At 44.0% G+C, this 20,547-nt stretch carries 4 protein-coding genes; all 4 read right to left on the minus strand.

The window, feature by feature from the left end; all coding sequences use genetic code 11:
- Positions 1–5: 5 nt before the first annotated feature.
- The gene (locus V4P55_RS02360; protein WP_455474847.1) at positions 6–7,676 is read right to left on the minus strand and encodes a two-partner secretion domain-containing protein; all 7,671 of its coding nucleotides are present in this window, start codon (positions 7,674–7,676) and stop codon (positions 6–8) included.
- 139 nt (positions 7,677–7,815) lie between these two features.
- Positions 7,816–10,407: a DUF6990 domain-containing protein gene (locus V4P55_RS02365; protein ID WP_455474848.1), complete on the minus strand. Its 2,592-nt coding sequence runs from the start codon at positions 10,405–10,407 to the stop codon at positions 7,816–7,818.
- A gap of 133 nt (positions 10,408–10,540) precedes the next feature.
- Positions 10,541–13,231 (minus strand): DUF6990 domain-containing protein, encoded by a 2,691-nt coding sequence (locus V4P55_RS02370; RefSeq protein WP_455475102.1) that lies wholly within the window; start codon positions 13,229–13,231, stop codon positions 10,541–10,543.
- Between the two features lie 10 nt (positions 13,232–13,241).
- On the minus strand, positions 13,242–20,423 hold the full coding sequence (locus tag V4P55_RS02375; protein WP_455475103.1) for a two-partner secretion domain-containing protein: 7,182 nt from the start codon (positions 20,421–20,423) through the stop codon (positions 13,242–13,244).
- Positions 20,424–20,547 lie beyond the last annotated feature (124 nt).

Below are 20,547 nucleotides of genomic sequence, written 5' to 3' on the forward strand. Positions count from 1 at the left end.
TTCTTTCATTCTAGACGACCTGGATAACGGATAATATCATATCTCTGAATTTTCACCCCATCCTTGAAATCATCCTTCTTTTTGTTCAACCACTTTGTATTCAATTCCTTCAGTCGTTCATCAAATTCCTCCGCAGTTCCTGTAAATCCATCCTTAAGACCCATGAACTCTTCCCGATAATCAGGAAAGGCTTGTTTATTTTTGTCAAGAAATTCCCAAAGCTTTTCCCCTGCAGGCATTGCAGTACCATTTTTATACGCCTCTCCTAAAATTTTTTGGTTTTTACTTAGCTTACCTTTACCCGTTTTTATTTCAATAAGGTTGAGGTTCCCATTCTGATCAATATAGAGAATATCGGGGCGTGAACTGATCTCAGGCTTACCCTTCCCATTTTTTCTAACCTTACCATCCTTATGCACAGTCTTAAACGTGATTTCCCCTCCACATGCTACGCACCCCTCATCCCTTAATTCTTGCTTTTTTTCTTTACTTTTTTTGTCATGATGTTCCCTGTTTTTCTTAGCTGTACCTTCCTCTTTTTTCTGTGGATCTTTGACCTTCTTGCCAGAAGCATTTGCTTCAGAGCTAACTTTTTCAATGGATTGGGCAGCTTTACCACTTGTTTTTATAGCAGCTGCTTCAGAGCTAACCTTTTCAATGGATTGAGCAACTTTACCACTTGTCTTTATAGCAGCTGCTTCAGAGCTAACCTTTTCAATGGATTGAGCAACTTTACCACTTGTCTTTATAGCAGCTGCTTCAGAGCTAACTTTTTCAATGGATTGAGCAACTTTACCACTTGTCTTTATAGCAGCTGCTTCAGAGCTAACTTTCTCAATGGATTGAGCAGCTTTACCACTTGTCTTTATAGCAGCTGCTTCAGAGCTAACTTTTGCAATGGATTGGGCGGCTTTACCACTTGTCTTTATAGCAGCTGCTTCAGAGCTAACTTTTTCAATGGATTGAGCAGCTTTACCACTTGTCTTTATAGCAGCTGCTTCAGAGCTAACTTTTGCAATGGATTGGGCAGCTTTACCACTTGTCTTTATAGCAGCTGCTTCAGAGCTAACTTTTTCAATGGATTGAGCAGCTTTACCACTTGTCTTTATAGCAGCTGCTTCAGAGCTAACTTTTTCAATGGATTGGGCAGCTTTACCACTTGTCTTTATAGCAACTGCTTCAGAGCTAACCTTTTCAACGGATTGGGCAGCTTTACCACTTGTTTTTATAGCAGCTGCTTCAGAGCTAACTTTTTCAATGGATTGGGCAACTTTACCACTTGTCTTTATAGCATTTGCTTCAGAGCTAACTTTCTCAATGGATTGAGCAACTTTACCACTTGTCTTTATAGCAACTGCTTCAGAGCTAACTTTTTCAATGGATTGGATAGCTTTACCACTTGTCTTTATAGCAGCTGCTTCAGAGCTAACCTTTTCAATGGATTGGGCAGCTTTACCACTTGTCTTTATAGCAACTGCTTCAGAGCTAACCTTTTCAATGGATTGAGCAACTTTATCACTTGTCTTTATAGCAGCTGCTTCAGAGTTAACTTTTTCAATGGATTGAGCAGCTTTACCACTTGTCTTTATAGCATTTGCTTCAGAGCTAACTTTCTCAACGGATTGGGCAACTTCACTGCCTGTTTTTATCCCTACTGTTTCAGCTTCAACGGCGGCTTCGATAAGAGAATTTTTTACAAACTTTGTACTTGCTTTGCCTACAAGCTTTATACCTCCTTTGGCTACTCCAGCCCCGCCAATTACCAATGTCACGACTTCGGTGAGTAATTTTCCGACTTCCAAACCAGCATTAAAAGATCCACCAGCACCCGCTCTTTCAAATTCCTCCGTTAGGTGATCAATACGCTCTACGTAAGATTGCGCAACAACACCGACTAAATCACCGCTCGTGATCAAATCTTTAAGTGCTCCCAAAGTCGCGATAGGATGGAGCCCAATGTGCAAGAGATCATTAACGGTATCGAATAATTCAACAGGCACACCAGCAGCCACACCTGCCAAAAGAGATACATTTTGCCCACCACCAATCAGAGACCATCTTACAGAAACCTCTAATGCACACAGATAGTCAGAACACTCAGCTAGTTCTTTTTCTTTTTGAGCCTTTTGTGCGCTGCTAAGGTAATTGTTCTCTGCCGCATTGCCTGCCGCATCGGCACCGGTATTCACATCCCCGCCAGCAAGCGCTGCTGCAAAGCCCCCAGCAATTCGCGCTACATCAATGGTCTGCGCCTTAAAGTCAACAAACTGAGCATCAAACCGCGCGTTTATACGAGCCTGCTCTTCCGCGGTTAATGGTCGCCCATCTAGGTCGCCCACTTCTTCTTGGAGGATAGCTGTAACCCAGTGCTTAAATTGCAGCATTGCTGCTGCTTCCCCCACAGCACCACCAATAGCACCAGCAGAACAATCGCCGCTGGCTGTGGAGCCTACCAGACAACCAAGCCCCGCATGGGCAACAATCTGCGTAACCGTGTTAATCTTGCCCTCAGCCTTAGCCGTGCCAATTTCTTCAGCAAGGGTTTTGCCAACAACCTCAGACAGCGCTGTACGAAGGTTCGCTAATAGGTTCTCATCTAAAGAGCCACCTTCAAGAGCAGTCTGAATACCCGTGCTAATAACCGCTTTAACGATATTTTTTTCCGCCTCATGGGTGATACGCTCTATCACCGGAGCGGTTTTAGGCAAGGATTGATTAACTCCTGCCATCGCCGTTGCTTGGCTGGTTAAGCCTACTGTGACCATCGATGACACAATACTGAGAACAGCCTTCGAAGAACCAAGCTCTTGCAGCACAGCGCCAATGTTACCGCCATTATTGATTAAAGACACAGCGCCTTTGTTAATCAGCGATTGTACACCTGCATTGATCGCCGCACTCATGGCTGCGTTCGAACCGACACCCAAAGCTCCTGTTATAGCGCTAGCTGCAGTAGAGGCTGTTCCTGAGGAAAGTGCCGTAACAACCAATGTTACAAGAGCGGCTCCTGCTTCTGTCAATCCTTGGCTCTTATAATCCCAGTCTTCAAACCTCGCCTCGACAGCTTGCCAATTCACTTGTTGGGCTAAAATGGCATCATCACGCAAGTGCTTGATCCATGACAGCTCTGGTATGCGTGCCAATTCATCAAGAGATTTTTCAAAACTGCCTGTTTTCTCGTATTCAACAACAATGCCATTGCCGGCATCTATCTTAATGCCACCTCCAGCTTCCATGGACACATGATGGATGCTTTCTTCCAACTGTCCTTGGTCGCGCTCACTCCACCAGAAGAGATTTTCATCATGCTGGAAACTTTGCTTAAAATCTTGGTCTTTGGTGCTCAAAAGTTGTATCTGACCTCGATCTGCCTGCAGATGCGTCTCACCACCACTTTTCAAGCCCGCGCCAACAACCGTAAGAGCCCCTCCTTGAGCATGAACCGAAAGCTTGCCACCAGCTTCTACCGTCGTTTTGACTGTTTTAACTTCTTCTGAATGTTGATGAGAATGGAATTTCTGAGAGAATAAACCACCTTTCTTCGTCCTCTGAACTTCCCAATCAGAACTGCTAACATCTTGCACCGAAGCTAAGGTGATATCCCCTCCAGCCGTAAGCTGCGCATCACCTTCTGCCTGAAGCTTGGCTCCTTCAAGGCTAAGATCACCGCCCGTTTGAATCGTCAGATCGCCACCACTGTTGAGACCACTTAACTGATTATGATAGCTTTGGGCGTTAAAAAAACTGTCTTCAAGCGTCTGTGCCTGAGCGCTTTCCAGCACAAAGGCACCAAATGTAGCGGAGCCATCAACCGTCAGCGCCATCGAACCGCCACTGATAAACTGCCCACCATACGCACTCAAATCGCCAAGGGATTGAATGCTCAAATCATTCACCGCGATGATCTGTGCCTTTTGCCCATTTCGATCAATAAAACCATATTTATTCAAATCATGGATCTTGGCTGTATTATTCATCACTGTCGCTGCAGTGATAGCAACCATATTGCCCTGAACAATCCCTGAAGAGTTGATAAAAAGGTCGTCACTGGTAATCTCTACGGCACCGGTTCCAACCAAAAAACCTCCATCATTCAAACCGGTTTTCGTCGTCGTAACGTGGAGCCCTCCATCACTCACCACGGCACCACTATTGACAAAGCTCTCTGCTGTTAAGGTGAGACCATTTCCTTTTAAACGCGCACTAGCAAAGTTCTCTTGATGTGTCCCTTGAACAGAAGAAGAGTTTGGCGCCAAATAAACACGTGGCACCAAAACATTTTGCCCCCCCACATTATGCGTCTCAAGCCAGATAATATCCTTTTTGAGCCCAGCAATTTGCTTGGGTGATAATGGATCCCCTAACTCTAATCCCAACAAAGCTTGCTGTTCGACGGCGTTGTCATAAAGCCTCTGTATTTGGGCATTGGGATCATCAATTCCAAAAAGACTATGATTGCCTGTGAGCTCAAAAATTTGCTCATTCACCAGACGATATTCAAAATGCGCATCCCCCAGCCTTTTAAATTCTTGCCCAAGCTTAAAATCAAGACGATCTAAAAAATAATCAGAACCCAAAAAATGACCGGGGTCGATAAAACCTGGACGCGTTTCTATCAAAAATGGCGCTTTCGGAGCCTGAGCGCTAACAAGCTCTGTCTTTACAGGTGGAAGCGCATCTGGCGTGGGCGTCCAAACAGATTGGAGCCCCTCTGTTTGAGCAGAAGGGTGAAAAAGCGCTGTATGACCTGCCAAACCATCGATCATGCCATCTAAGCGCTCATCGCTGATCAGAGGCATCCCTTCAAAATCAGCATTTCCAACCCCAAATACCCCTTTATCGCCTGAGCTTAAGCCAATTTGATCAGCTGCCTCACGCACAGCAAGATTGTCAAGATAGCCTGTTACCTCAGCATCAAGAACACCTCCAGATTCAATCGTGCCATAAACAGCATCATAGGTGTGGGAGATGATCTCTGTACGAGCAGGATCAACCCATTCCTCTGTCGTGTCCAATAGACATCCCAAATTCCCTACTGTGCAATGCTTATACCTGTGGCGTGTTTGTCTCACAATATTCGTTGTTTCGATTAAATCTCGCCCCTGATTGAAGAAAGAATCCGCACGCACAACAATATTGCCATTGGCTGCAATTAAGCTGTAGCTATTGTTGACATCATCAGCATTAATCGACAGGTGACGTCCAGCTAGAATTTGTCCAGCACTATTGATTAAATGAGATTCTTCACGGATGATCGTGGTTTCAGTCGTGGTCTTATCAGTGTAGTGTTTAATTCCATGACTTACGAATTCCCCTGGATCGTAACTATAACCAACCACTTTATTGGTAATTTCGACCCCACCTTCGCGCATATTGGTAAGCGTAGAGACGTCAAAGAACATATCCCCTGACACGGCTTCCAAAAGACCAGAATTGTTGATCACATGACCTGCACGATCTCCATTTAAACCACGAATGGAGAAATTATCTTCAGCTATGACATCGCCAAATTTATTGATAAAACTTCCATCTAAAGAAATGGCTGCAGATTTCTTAGCGTAAATTAATCCACTATTGTGAATATCCCCCACCACATGAAGTGCTACATCTGCACCACTGGAACCAAGCGAACCAATATTTTGTAATTGCCCTGCTGATAAAACAAAAGCACCCCCGCTTTGCAGGATCCCTTCAGATGCATTCACAACAGCAGCTTGTTGGGGAAAAGCAGCTTGGTGAGCAATGACTTGAAGATGCAATTCATCAGTTGCAATCAGCATGCCTTGATTGATGAGCGAACCTGCATGCGCATTAACAGTATCACCGCGTATCGTACCAAGATTGGTAATCTTATCATCAACCTGAAGAGTTAGTGCCCCGCCGTGCGCTTCCACATGACCAGCTTGCGTAAGAACATTAGCACTCAAGATAACATCATGACCTAAAAGCGTGCTATCCGCACCAACTGTGAGGACACCACCAGCTGTCAACGAAACCTGCTGCACGCTAACGATATCACCCTTGTTGTTTAGTGCTCCATGGGAGTGCAGTGTTACCACTCCATTGGATAAGAGGGCTCCTTCTTGGATCAGCTGACCACTATGCGTATAAAGACCGATTTCTTGTCCCGCGGCTAGGTTGGCGTAAGAAGATAATTCAGCCGCTTCTGCTAAAAGAGAGCCTCCTGCGCTATAATGACCAGCCCCTATGGTGAGGCGGTCCTCTGCTTTCAGAATAACACTCCCACTCGCTCCAATATGATTGTTTAAAGCTGTGATTGTATTGGTTTCAAGCGTCAGATTGCCAAGGGAAGATACCCCTGTCTGATGGTTATCTTCAGCACGGCTTAGATCTATTGTCTCTGCTTGGATCCACAGAAGGTCACCTGACGCTATACGTCCGCTTCCTGCATCAAGCTTGGATGCCTTTAAGTGTAAAGAACCTGTAGCAGACTGTTGACCATCATTGCCAATTCCACTTGCCAGAAGAGCATCATGCTCAAGCTTGATGACAGCCGAATTGACATCAACAGCACCGCTCGCTGCAACCCGTGCATGATCAACCAATTCGACTGCATCAAGCGCCTTAAGCCCAACAAACGATTCTGAAAATAGCAAATTTTCTACACGAACACTGGCGTGATGTGATTGCGCCTTCACAGGACCTTTGGCACGCGCTTTGGCAATCACCAACTTGCCATCGCTCGACAGTTGCATGGCGCCCGCATTGGAAACCATAGAGCCATGCATTTTAACTCCAGCGCCTTTATCGTTGGCAATAACGCGAATCTGACCTGCATACATCCCGCCAAAATCACTGGAATCAATCGCCAATTCTGGCTCTTTGCCATCCGTGCCAAGCGATGTGGCTTCACGCTTGTCATAAGCAAAATTATTGCGACCTGCTATAACAGACAAATCACCTTTGACCTGAATCGGACCCGCTACGCTAATCTTGCGCGAAACAAGATCAAATATATCCAACACGCGCCCATCCGCACCTTGCGCGCCAATGGTGATTGCACCACTTTCAACCCGAAAACCACTTAAAATCCCATCAATGCCAATGATCGGTTTGCCAGTTGATAAGGTCACCCGCGGTGTATTGATAAAGCCGCAACCGTTACAAGTAATCCCATTGGGATTGGCAATAATAACATCAGCTGATTGCCCATGGACCTCACTCACTCCCTCAAGATGCGAGTGATTGCTACTCACCACTTCGTTCAGAATAACCTTTGCCGCACCAGTATCACGCAAATTACCGTTGCCAAAAACCAAACCACCAAGCTGTGAACGTGAAATGTTCTCGGTGGAATTATTCAAAATCACACCATGAACATCAACATTGAAACTGTCATATTTATTATGAGAAAGACCCTGATTATTGGGACGAGCTATATCTATTAGCACAACACCATTGTTTGCTTGCCCAATCGTGGGACGGGTAGAAAAACTCTCCCCTATAGCCGCTTTAATTCCTTGAATGGTTGGGGATGGTGAACTTGCAGACCCCATCATTTGAGCTTGTGCTAACAGTGGATAAAATGCCACGCAAAAGCTTAAAACAAGCGAAAGACCCTTATGCAATCCGCGCTTCAAAACGCCAAAAACATACCGCAAAAAAACGCTTCCACACGCAAATCTATCTCTTGTACCCCGCATCTTTCCCCCCATAAAATCTGATAAATCTCTCTTCGCAAAAAACTGATAACTCTAAATAACTAATCCTAGCAACAGCAATATCCTCATTCTTGAAAGCAAGGAAAGAATGGCAAATAAATTCAGGAGAAGCACCTGAACAAAAGTTTCTTTCTTATTTTTTCTTCCAAAAGCGAAAGAAGCCCCTCTGAGAAGCTTTAGAATGGGTCGGTAAGCTCTTTTCTACCTGTTCAAGCAAAGCATAACTGAGTTGTTTAGATTCTGCCACAGCTTTGGCTATCACTATTGCGCGTTCAAGATGTATCTGTTGAATGCTCTCATCAAAACCCAAACGATCCTTTGCGGCAAAGCTCTTGTGATAAAACTGCAAAGTCTCAACATCCCCTAATAAAGCCAAAGCACCAATATGCTGCAAAGCATAACGCGCATCATTCGCCTTACCAGTTGCGCTTTTTTCCCTTTGCCAAGGAGGTGTGCCATAATCAGAACGAAGAATTTCAGCAAGATCAATCTCGCTTACAGCCCATTCTAAAGTGCTATGAAGAACCTTCTTTAAGTAATCCGCACTCACCTCTGGATCAAAAATTTCCAGCCCTTTTGCTTCAAAATTAAGCTCTAAATCCGGTAGCTCTTGCGTAAAGCTAGGATCAATCATCTTGCACGCAGTAGTCAAAATACCAGTCTCTATCAAAAGACCGCTATCAAATTGCGGGCAATCTTCAATGATTTCGTCGTTATACAGCAATTCTACTTCACGATCCGCCAATTGATAAATGGCTAAATGATCGCCTTCGTCATTGAGTGTTTCAACCGACCAACCTAAACTTTGAAAAAGTGCTTTTGCACTCTCCATCGTCAAGGTTTCTTCTGCATCATCCGCCTCATCTGCCCCTTCTTCATCTTCATCAGCAGGCGCTGTCTTCTGATCCAAACTCAAAAGTGGTGTATTTTTAGGAAAGTCAGAGCGATAATACCGAGTGAAATAAAAAAATTGATTAATAAGACTTTGTGTAATTCCTTCTGCAAAACCTAACCTGTTTCCCGCATTAAAGCTGTCCATATAAAATTTAAGCTTTTCAACATCCCCAATCAAAACAAGTGCAATAAGGTGATGCACGGCAAGTTCATAGTCACTGTTGGTCGGTAAAGCAGCATAATCATAGATGATTTGATTGACATTTTGCTGATTAGCCCAACGAAGAATATCCGTACAGATCTGGTTCAGTTTACCTGCTTCGATTTCGCTATAGGATAATTTATACACATCATCTGCCTCTTTGAGTGGCGTATATTGAGGCATGTCAAGAAAGATCTCTCGATGCGCAGTGGAAAAACCAAGTGTGGAAAACGAAGCCTTGAATACAATAAGAGGGGTTTCTCCTTCTGTGTTAAGACTGTAGACGATATTGATGAGACGGTCTTTTTCTAGAAAATAAGCATTACGCTCATAGTTCTTGTCCCGATAGATTGTCCAACCTATTGCCTTCAATTGCTCATCAATTTTATCAAAAACGGCTAAAGCCTGCGCTCCAAGAGAAGCATCTTTTGCTTTTCTCTCATTGAGAATTTTCAAGTGATCTTCCGCAAATTCAACCGCACGGTTAACATAAGTTTCTGCGTCATCGTCGTCTAAATGTTCAGCAATCGTACCCGCGGCAATGAAGTTTTGATAAGACTTCAAAACATCGATTTTACCCATCAACGCTAAACAGGCTAAATGCCAAACGATGTCTTTGTAGAAGTTATATTTCTGGATAAGTGTTTTACTTTCTATTGTTGCATCTAAATCTTGAGCATGTGCCCATTGTATCACTCGGTCAGAAATCTTGCTAACTTCATGCTCATTCAATGTCTTGACACAAATATCAATCCCTCTATCAAAACTCCCACTATAACTGTCTCCAATGGTGATAAAAAAATTATGTATAGCTGTAGGCGGTATAGAGCTATATTTCCTATCAAGATAAATATAACGATAAGCTTTGGAGATCTCTTCAGTGGAAGTCTCTGCTTCAATATGGACATTGTACTTATCAAGGAGATGCACAAAGCCAAATTTAAACAGAACAAAACGATCAGGCAAAGACAGCCACATGTCTCCCAAATCACTCACAACAAACCAGCCTTTGGTTTTGAGAACACGCTTGACTTCTTTGGGGCTCATCAAGCGGTTTTTTGGCTTTTTCCCTGCCAAAACATCTGCTAATTCACCATTTTTATAAGCCTGTGCAAAAAGAAGGAGACGTTTTTTCCGAGTCATTGTTTCATAATCAGAAAATTCTGGCACAAGAATTTTGGGTGTGGACGAATCATTTTTTAAAGCCTCTACATCGCCAAGCACAGCTTTTGCAGCAAGAAAATTATCGGCAGCTTTTTCGCGTAATATTTGCTCAATATCTTGTGCTTGTGCCCATGCAAGCACCTTATTTAATGCCGCTTCAACATGGCTTTCAGAAAGATCTGGAGCTGTAATCCCGAACTCCTCCTTGGCAGAAATGAGCTTATCTTCATACGGACCCCGTTTTTCACCCATATAATATTCCCAAGCAAGACAATAGGGAGCAGTGGTGAGCTTAACCATCCATAACTCCAAGCTTCCCTCGCCCCCTCCATAACTTCTGACCTTATAGCCCATGCTCACAATACGATCAGGAAAATGATACCGCGCATAGCTATCATTTGCGTCATCACGATAAGTCTCCCAACCATGCTTTTTTAAAATTGCTGTGACATCTTTGGTTTTCACGAATTTCCCCCCCCCAAAAAAAAATCATTTCCTGTTGCAAACCGCTCCTAGCAACAGCAATATCCTCACTCTTGAAAGCAAGGAAAGAATGGCAAATAAATTCAAGAGAAGCACCTGAACAAAAGTTTCTTTCTTATTTTTTCTTCCAAAAGCGAAAGAAGCCCCTCTGAGAAGCTTTAGAATGGGTCGGTAAGCTCTTTTCTACCTGTTCAAGCAAAGCATAACTGAGTTGTTTAGATTCTGCCACAGCTTTGGCTATCACTATTGCGCGTTCAAGATGTATCTGTTGAATGCTCTCATCAAAACCCAAACGATCCTTTGCGGAAAAGCTCTTGTGATAAAACTGCAAAGTCTCAACATCCCCTAACAAAGCCAAAGCACCAATATGCTGCAAAGCATAACGCGCATCATTCGCCTTACCAGTTGCGCTTTTTTCCCTTTGCCAAGGAGGTGTACCATAATCAGAACGAAGATCTTCAGCAAGATCAATCTCGCTTACAGCCCATTCTAAAGTGCTATGAAGAACCTTCTTTAAGTAATCCGCACTCACCTCTGGATCAAAAATTTCCAGCCCTTTTGCTTCAAAATTAAGCTCTAAATCCGGTAGCTCTTGCGTAAAGCTAGGATCAATCATCTTGCACGCAGTAGTCAAAATACCAGTCTCTATCAAAAGACCGCTATCAAATTGTGGGCAATCTTCAATGATTTCGTCGTTATACAGCAATTCTACTTCACGATCCGCCAATTGATAAATGGCTAAATGATCGCCTTCGTCATTGAGTGTTTCAACCGACCAACCTAAACTTTGAAAAAGTGCTTTTGCACTCTCCATCGTCAAGGTTTCTTCTGCATCATCCGCCTCATCTGCCCCTTCTTCATCTTCATCAGCAGACGCTTCATCAGAAGGTACTCCCTCAACAGAGGCTTCATTAGCAGACGCTTCACCAGCAAGCGCTACATCAGCAGATACTCCATCAACAGACGCTTCATCAACAGGCGCTGTCTTCTGATCCAAACTCAAAAGTGGTGTATTTTTAGGAAAGTCAGAGCGATAATACCGAGTGAAATAAAAAAATTGATTAATAAGACTTTGTGTAATTCCTTCTGCAAAACCTAACCTGTTTCCCGCATTAAAGCTGTCCATATAAAATTTGAGCTTTTCAACATCCCCAATCAAAACAAGTGCAATAAGGTGATGCACGGCAAGTTCATAGTCACTGTTGGTCGGTAAAGCAGCATAATCATAGATGATTTGATTGACATTTTGCTGATTAGCCCAACTAAGAATATCCGTACAGGTCTGGTTTAGTTTGCCTGCTTCGATTTCGCTATAGGATAATTTATACACATCATCTGCCTCTTTGAGTGGCGTATATTGGGGCATGTCAAGAAAGATCTCTCGATGCGCAGTGGAAAAACCAAGTGTGGAAAACGAAGCCTTGCATGCAATAAGAGGGGTTTCTCCTTCTGTGTTAAGACTGTAGACGATATTGATGAGACGGTCTTTTTCTAGAAAATAAGCATTACGCTCATAGTTCTTGTCCCGATAGACTGTCCAACCTATTGCTTTCAATTGCTCATCAATTTTATCAAAAACGGCTAAAGCCTGCGCTCCAAGAGAGGCATCTTTTGCTTTTCTCTCATTGAGGATTTTCAAGTGATCTTCCGCAAATTCAACCGCACGGTTAACATAAGTTTCTGCATTCATGCTATCCAAATGTTCAGCAATCGTACCCGCGGCAATAAAGTTTTGATACGACTTCAAAACATCGATTTTACCCATCAACGCTAAACACGCTAAGTGCCAAACGATGTATTGGGAGAAGCTATATTTCTGGATAAGTGTTTTGCTTTCTATTGTTGCGACTAAATCTTGAGCATGTGCCCATTGTATCACCCGGTCAGAAATCTTGCTAACTTCTTGCTCATTCAATGTCTTAACACAAATATCAATCCCTTCTTCAAAAATTCCACGATAACTGCCTCCAATGGTGATAAAAGAAGTATACATAGCCGTAGGCGGTATAGAGCTATATTTCCTATCAAGATAAATATAACAATAAGCTTTGGAGATCTCTTCAGTGGAGATTCCTGCTTTAATATGGACATTGTACTTATCAAGGAGATGCACAAAGCCAAATTTTAACAGAACAAAACGATCGGGCAAAGATAGCCACATGTCTCCCAAATCACTCACAACAAACCAGCCTTGGATTTTGAGAGCACGCTTGACTGCTGTAGGGCTCATCAAGCGGTTTTTTGGCTTTTTCCCTGCCAAAACATCTGCTAATTCACCATTTTTATAAGCCTGAGCAAAAATAAGGAGGCGCTCCGTATCAGTTATCGTTTTATAATCAGAAAATTCTGGCACAAGGATTTGAGGTGTGGACATATTCCTTTTTAAAGCCTCTACATCACCAAGCAAAACTTTTGCAACAAGGGAATGAGCTTTTTCGCGTAATATTTGCTCAATATCCTGTGCTTGTGCCCATGCAAGCACCTTATTTAATGCCGCTTCAACATGGCTTTCAGAAAGATCTGGGGCTGTAATCCCGAACTCCTCCTTGGTAGAAATGAGCTGATCTTCATACGGATCCCGCTTTTCACCCATATAATATTCCCAAGCAAGACAATAGGGAGCAGTGGTGAGCTCAACCATCCATAACTCCAAGCTTCCCTCGCCCCCTCCATAACTTCTGACCTTATAGCCCATGCTCACAATACGATCAGGAAAATGATACCGCGCATAGCTATCATTTGCGTCATCACGATAAGTCTTCCAACCCTGCTTTTTTAAAATTGCTGTGACATCTTTGGTTTTCATCATTCTTCTTTCATTCTAAACGACCTGGATAACGGATAATATCATATCTATGAATTTTCACCCCATCCTTGAACTCAACCTTCTTTTTGTTCAACCACTCTGTATCCAATGCCTCCAGTTTTTTATCAAATTCCTCCGCGGTTCCTGTAAAACCATTCTTAAGATCCATGAACTTTTCCCGATAATCAGGAAAGGATTGTTTATTTTCGTTAAGAAATTTCCAAAAGTTTTCCCCTGTAGGTATTGCAGTATCATTTTTATACGCCTCTCCTAAAATTTTTTGGTTTTTACTTAGCTTACCTTTACCCGTTTTTATTTCAATAAGGTTGAGGTTACCACTCTGATCAAGATAGAGAATATCAGGACGTGAACTGATCTCAGGCTTACCCTTCTTCCCATTTTTTCTAACCTTACCATCCTTATGCACAGTCTTAAACGTGACTTCCCCTCCACATGCTACGCACCCCTCATCCCTTAATTCTTGCTTTTTTTCTTTACTTTTTTTGTCATGATGTTCCCTGTTTTTATTAGCTGTACCTTCCTCTTTTTTCTGTGGATCTTTGACCTTCTTGCCAGAAGCATTTGCTTCAGAGCTAACTTTTTCAATGGATTGAGCAACTTTATCACTTGTTTTTATAGCAGCTGCTTCAGAGCTAACTTTTTCAATGGATTGAGCAACTTTACCACTTGTCTTTATAGCAACTGCTTCAGAGCTAACTTTTTCAACGGATTGAGCAGCTTTACCACTTGTCTTTATAGCAGCTGCTTCAGAGCTAACTTTCTCAATGGATTGAGCAACTTTACCACTTGTCTTTATAGCATTTGCTTCAGAGCTAACTTTTGCAATGGATTGGGCAGCTTTACCACTTGTCTTTATAGCAACTGCTTCAGAGCTAACTTTTTCAATGGATTGGATAGCTTTACCACTTGTCTTTATAGCAGCTGCTTCAGAGCTAACTTTTTCAATGGATTGAGCAGCTTTACCACTTGTCTTTATAGCATTTGCTTCAGAGCTAACTTTTTCAATGGATTGAGCAACTTTACCACTTGTTTTTATAGCAGCTGCTTCAGAGCTAACTTTTTCAATGGATTGAGCAGCTTTACCACTTGTCTTTATAGCAGCTGCTTCAGAGCTAACTTTTTCAATGGATTGGGCAACTTCACTGCCTGTTTTTATCCCTACTGTTTCAGCTTCAACGGCGGCTTCGATAAGAGAATTTTTTACAAACTTTGTACTTGCTTTGCCTACAAGCTTTATACCTCCTTTGGCTACTCCAGCCCCGCCAATTACCAATGTCACGACTTCGGTGAGTAATTTTCCGACTTCCAAACCAGCATTAAAAGATCCACCAGCACCCGCTCTTTCAAATTCCTCCGTTAGGTGATCAATACGCTCTACGTAAGATTGCGCAACAACACCGACTAAATCACCGCTCGTGATCAAATCTTTAAGTGCTCCCAAAGTCGCGATAGGATGGAGCCCAATGTGCAAGAGATCATTAACGGTATCGAATAATTCAACAGGCACACCAGCAGCCACACCTGCCAAAAGAGATACATTTTGCCCACCACCAATCAGAGACCATCTTACAGAAACCTCTAATGCACACAGATAGTCAGAACACTCAGCTAGTTCTTTTTCTTTTTGAGCCTTTTGTGCGCTGCTAAGGTAATTGTTCTCTGCCGCATTGCCTGCCGCATCGGCACCGGTATTCACATCCCCGCCAGCAAGCGCTGCTGCAAAGCCCCCAGCAATTCGCGCTACATCAATGGTCTGCGCCTTAAAGTCAACAAACTGAGCATCAAACCGCGCGTTTATACGAGCCTGCTCTTCCGCGGTTAATGGTCGCCCATCTAGGTCGCCCACTTCTTCTTGGAGGATAGCTGTAACCCAGTGCTTAAATTGCAGCATTGCTGCTGCTTCCCCCACAGCACCACCAATAGCACCAGCAGAACAATCGCCGCTGGCTGTGGAGCCTACCAGACAACCAAGCCCCGCATGGGCAACAATCTGCGTAACCGTGTTAATCTTGCCCTCAGCCTTAGCCGTGCCAATTTCTTCAGCAAGGGTTTTGCCAACAACCTCAGACAGCGCTGTACGAAGGTTCGCTAATAGGTTCTCATCTAAAGAGCCACCTTCAAGAGCAGTCTGAATACCCGTGCTAATAACCGCTTTAACGATATTTTTTTCCGCCTCATGGGTGATACGCTCTATCACCGGAGCGGTTTTAGGCAAGGATTGATTAACTCCTGCCATCGCCGTTGCTTGGCTGGTTAAGCCTACTGTGACCATCGATGACACAATACTGAGAACAGCCTTCGAAGAACCAAGCTCTTGCAGCACAGCGCCAATGTTACCGCCATTATTGATTAAAGACACAGCGCCTTTGTTAATCAGCGATTGTACACCTGCATTGATCGCCGCACTCATGGCTGCGTTCGAACCGACACCCAAAGCTCCTGTTATAGCGCTAGCTGCAGTAGAGGCTGTTCCTGAGGAAAGTGCCGTAACAACCAATGTTACAAGAGCGGCTCCTGCTTCTGTCAATCCTTGGCTCTTATAATCCCAGTCTTCAAACCTCGCCTCGACAGCTTGCCAATTCACTTGTTGGGCTAAAATGGCATCATCACGCAAGTGCTTGATCCATGACAGCTCTGGTATGCGTGCCAATTCATCAAGAGATTTTTCAAAACTGCCTGTTTTCTCGTATTCAACAACAATGCCATTGCCGGCATCTATCTTAATGCCACCTCCAGCTTCCATGGACACATGATGGATGCTTTCTTCCAACTGTCCTTGGTCGCGCTCACTCCACCAGAAGAGATTTTCATCATGCTGGAAACTTTGCTTAAAATCTTGGTCTTTGGTGCTCAAAAGTTGTATCTGACCTCGATCTGCCTGCAGATGCGTCTCACCACCACTTTTCAAGCCCGCGCCAACAACCGTAAGAGCCCCTCCTTGAGCATGAACCGAAAGCTTGCCACCAGCTTCTACCGTCGTTTTGACTGTTTTAACTTCTTCTGAATGTTGATGAGAATGGAATTTCTGAGAGAATAAACCACCTTTCTTCGTCCTCTGAACTTCCCAATCAGAACTGCTAACATCTTGCACCGAAGCTAAGGTGATATCCCCTCCAGCCGTAAGCTGCGCATCACCTTCTGCCTGAAGCTTGGCTCCTTCAAGGCTAAGATCACCGCCCGTTTGAATCGTCAGATCGCCACCACTGTTGAGACCACTTAACTGATTATGATAGCTTTGGGCGTTAAAAAAACTGTCTTCAAGCGTCTGTGCCTGAGCGCTTTCCAGCACAAAGGCACCAAATGTAGCGGAGCCATCAACCGTCAGCGCCATCGAACCGCCACTGATAAACTGCCCACCATACGCACTCAAATCGCCAAGGGATTGAATGCTCAAATCATTCACCGCGATGATCTGTGCCTTTTGCCCATTTCGATCAATAAAACCATATTTATTCAAATCATGGATCTTGGCTGTATTATTCATCACTGTCGCTGCAGTGATAGCAACCATATTGCCCTGAACAATCCCTGAAGAGTTGATAAAAAGGTCGTCACTGGTAATCTCTACGGCACCGGTTCCAACCAAAAAACCTCCATCATTCAAACCGGTTTTCGTCGTCGTAACGTGGAGCCCTCCATCACTCACCACGGCACCACTATTGACAAAGCTCTCTGCTGTTAAGGTGAGACCATTTCCTTTTAAACGCGCACTAGCAAAGTTCTCTTGATGTGTCCCTTGAACAGAAGAAGAGTTTGGCGCCAAATAAACACGTGGCACCAAAACATTTTGCCCCCCCACATTATGCGTCTCAAGCCAGATAATATCCTTTTTGAGCCCAGCAATTTGCTTGGGTGATAATGGATCCCCTAACTCTAATCCCAACAAAGCTTGCTGTTCGACGGCGTTGTCATAAAGCCTCTGTATTTGGGCATTGGGATCATCAATTCCAAAAAGACTATGATTGCCTGTGAGCTCAAAAATTTGCTCATTCACCAGACGATATTCAAAATGCGCATCCCCCAGCCTTTTAAATTCTTGCCCAAGCTTAAAATCAAGACGATCTAAAAAATAATCAGAACCCAAAAAATGACCGGGGTCGATAAAACCTGGACGCGTTTCTATCAAAAATGGCGCTTTCGGAGCCTGAGCGCTAACAAGCTCTGTCTTTACAGGTGGAAGCGCATCTGGCGTGGGCGTCCAAACAGATTGGAGCCCCTCTGTTTGAGCAGAAGGGTGAAAAAGCGCTGTATGACCTGCCAAACCATCGATCATGCCATCTAAGCGCTCATCGCTGATCAGAGGCATCCCTTCAAAATCAGCATTTCCAACCCCAAATACCCCTTTATCGCCTGAGCTTAAGCCAATTTGATCAGCTGCCTCACGCACAGCAAGATTGTCAAGATAGCCTGTTACCTCAGCATCAAGAACACCTCCAGATTCAATCGTGCCATAAACAGCATCATAGGTGTGGGAGATGATCTCTGTACGAGCAGGATCAACCCATTCCTCTGTCGTGTCCAATAGACATCCCAAATTCCCTACTGTGCAATGCTTATACCTGTGGCGTGTTTGTCTCACAATATTCGTTGTTTCGATTAAATCTCGCCCCTGATTGAAGAAAGAATCCGCACGCACAACAATATTGCCATTGGCTGCAATTAAGCTGTAGCTATTGTTGACATCATCAGCATTAATCGACAGGTGACGTCCAGCTAGAATTTGTCCAGCACTATTGATTAAATGAGATTCTTCACGGATGATCGTGGTTTCAGTCGTGGTCTTATCAGTGTAGTGTTTAATTCCATGACTTACGAATTCCCCTGGATCGTAACTATAACCAACCACTTTATTGGTAATTTCGACCCCACCTTCGCGCATATTGGTAAGCGTAGAGACGTCAAAGAACATATCCCCTGACACGGCTTCCAAAAGACCAGAATTGTTGATCACATGACCTGCACGATCTCCATTTAAACCACGAATGGAGAAATTATCTTCAGCTATGACATCGCCAAATTTATTGATAAAACTTCCATCTAAAGAAATGGCTGCAGATTTCTTAGCGTAAATTAATCCACTATTGTGAATATCCCCCACCACATGAAGTGCTACATCTGCACCACTGGAACCAAGCGAACCAATATTTTGTAATTGCCCTGCTGATAAAACAAAAGCACCCCCGCTTTGCAGGATCCCTTCAGATGCATTCACAACAGCAGCTTGTTGGGGAAAAGCAGCTTGGTGAGCAATGACTTGAAGATGCAATTCATCAGTTGCAATCAGCATGCCTTGATTGATGAGCGAACCTGCATGCGCATTAACAGTATCACCGCGTATCGTACCAAGATTGGTAATCTTATCATCAACCTGAAGAGTTAGTGCCCCGCCGTGCGCTTCCACATGACCAGCTTGCGTAAGAACATTAGCACTCAAGATAACATCATGACCTAAAAGCGTGCTATCCGCACCAACTGTGAGGACACCACCAGCTGTCAACGAAACCTGCTGCACGCTAACGATATCACCCTTGTTGTTTAGTGCTCCATGGGAGTGCAGTGTTACCACTCCATTGGATAAGAGGGCTCCTTCTTGGATCAGCTGACCACTATGCGTATAAAGACCGATTTCTTGTCCCGCGGCTAGGTTGGCGTAAGAAGATAATTCAGCCGCTTCTGCTAAAAGAGAGCCTCCTGCGCTATAATGACCAGCCCCTATGGTGAGGCGGTCCTCTGCTTTCAGAATAACACTCCCACTCGCTCCAATATGATTGTTTAAAGCTGTGATTGTATTGGTTTCAAGCGTCAGATTGCCAAGGGAAGATACCCCTGTCTGATGGTTATCTTCAGCACGGCTTAGATCTATTGTCTCTGCTTGGATCCACAGAAGGTCACCTGACGCTATACGTCCGCTTCCTGCATCAAGCTTGGATGCCTTTAAGTGTAAAGAACCTGTAGCAGACTGTTGACCATCATTGCCAATTCCACTTGCCAGAAGAGCATCATGCTCAAGCTTGATGACAGCCGAATTGACATCAACAGCACCGCTCGCTGCAACCCGTGCATGATCAACCAATTCGACTGCATCAAGCGCCTTAAGCCCAACAAACGATTCTGAAAATAGCAAATTTTCTACACGAACACTGGCGTGATGTGATTGCGCCTTCACAGGACCTTTGGCACGCGCTTTGGCAATCACCAACTTGCCATCGCTCGACAGTTGCATGGCGCCCGCATTGGAAACCATAGAGCCATGCATTTTAACTCCAGCGCCTTTATCGTTGGCAATAACGCGAATCTGACCTGCATACATCCCGCCAAAATCACTGGAATCAATCGCCAATTCTGGCTCTTTGCCATCCGTGCCAAGCGATGTGGCTTCACGCTTGTCATAAGCAAAATTATTGCGACCTGCTATAACAGACAAATCACCTTTGACCTGAATCGGACCCGCTACGCTAATCTTGCGCGAAACAAGATCAAATATATCCAACACGCGCCCATCCGCACCTTGCGCGCCAATGGTGATTGCACCACTTTCAACCCGAAAACCACTTAAAATCCCATCAATGCCAATGATCGGTTTGCCAGTTGATAAGGTCACCCGCGGTGTATTGATAAAGCCGCAACCGTTACAAGTAATCCCATTGGGATTGGCAATAATAACATCAGCTGATTGCCCATGGACCTCACTCACTCCCTCAAGATGCGAGTGATTGCTACTCACCACTTCGTTCAGAATAACCTTTGCCGCACCAGTATCACGCAAATTACCGTTGCCAAAAACCAAACCACCAAGCTGTGAACGTGAAATGTTCTCGGTGGAATTATTCAAAATCACACCATGAACATCAACATTGAAACTGTCATATTTATTATGAGAAAGACCCTGATTATTGGGACGAGCTATATCTATTAGCACAACACCATTGTTTGCTTGCCCAATCGTGGGACGGGTAGAAAAACTCTCCCCTATAGCCGCTTTAATTCCTTGAATGGTTGGGGATGGTGAACTTGCAGACCCCATCATTTGAGCTTGTGCTAACAGTGGATAAAATGCCACGCAAAAGCTTAAAACAAGCGAAAGACCCTTATGCAATCCGCGCTTCAAAACGCCAAAAACATACCGCAAAAAAACGCTTCCACACGCAAATCTATCTCTTGTACCCCGCATCTTTCCCCCCATAAAATCTGATAAATCTCTCTTCGCAAAAAACTGATAACTCTAAATAACTAATCCTAGCAACAGCAATATCCTCATTCTTGAAAGCAAGGAAAGAATGGCAAATAAATTCAGG

This window comes from Bartonella sp. B30(2025) (assembly GCF_053793825.1).

Bases quoted from the DNA above. Each gene is read 5' to 3' on its own strand.
- V4P55_RS02360 (WP_455474847.1), bottom strand. From the start codon at position 7,676: ATGGGGGGAAAGATGCGGGGTACAAGAGATAGATTTGCGTGTGGAAGC.
- V4P55_RS02375 (WP_455475103.1), bottom strand. From the start codon at position 20,423: ATGCGGGGTACAAGAGATAGATTTGCGTGTGGAAGCGTTTTTTTGCGG.
- V4P55_RS02370 (WP_455475102.1), bottom strand. From the start codon at position 13,231: ATGAAAACCAAAGATGTCACAGCAATTTTAAAAAAGCAGGGTTGGAAG.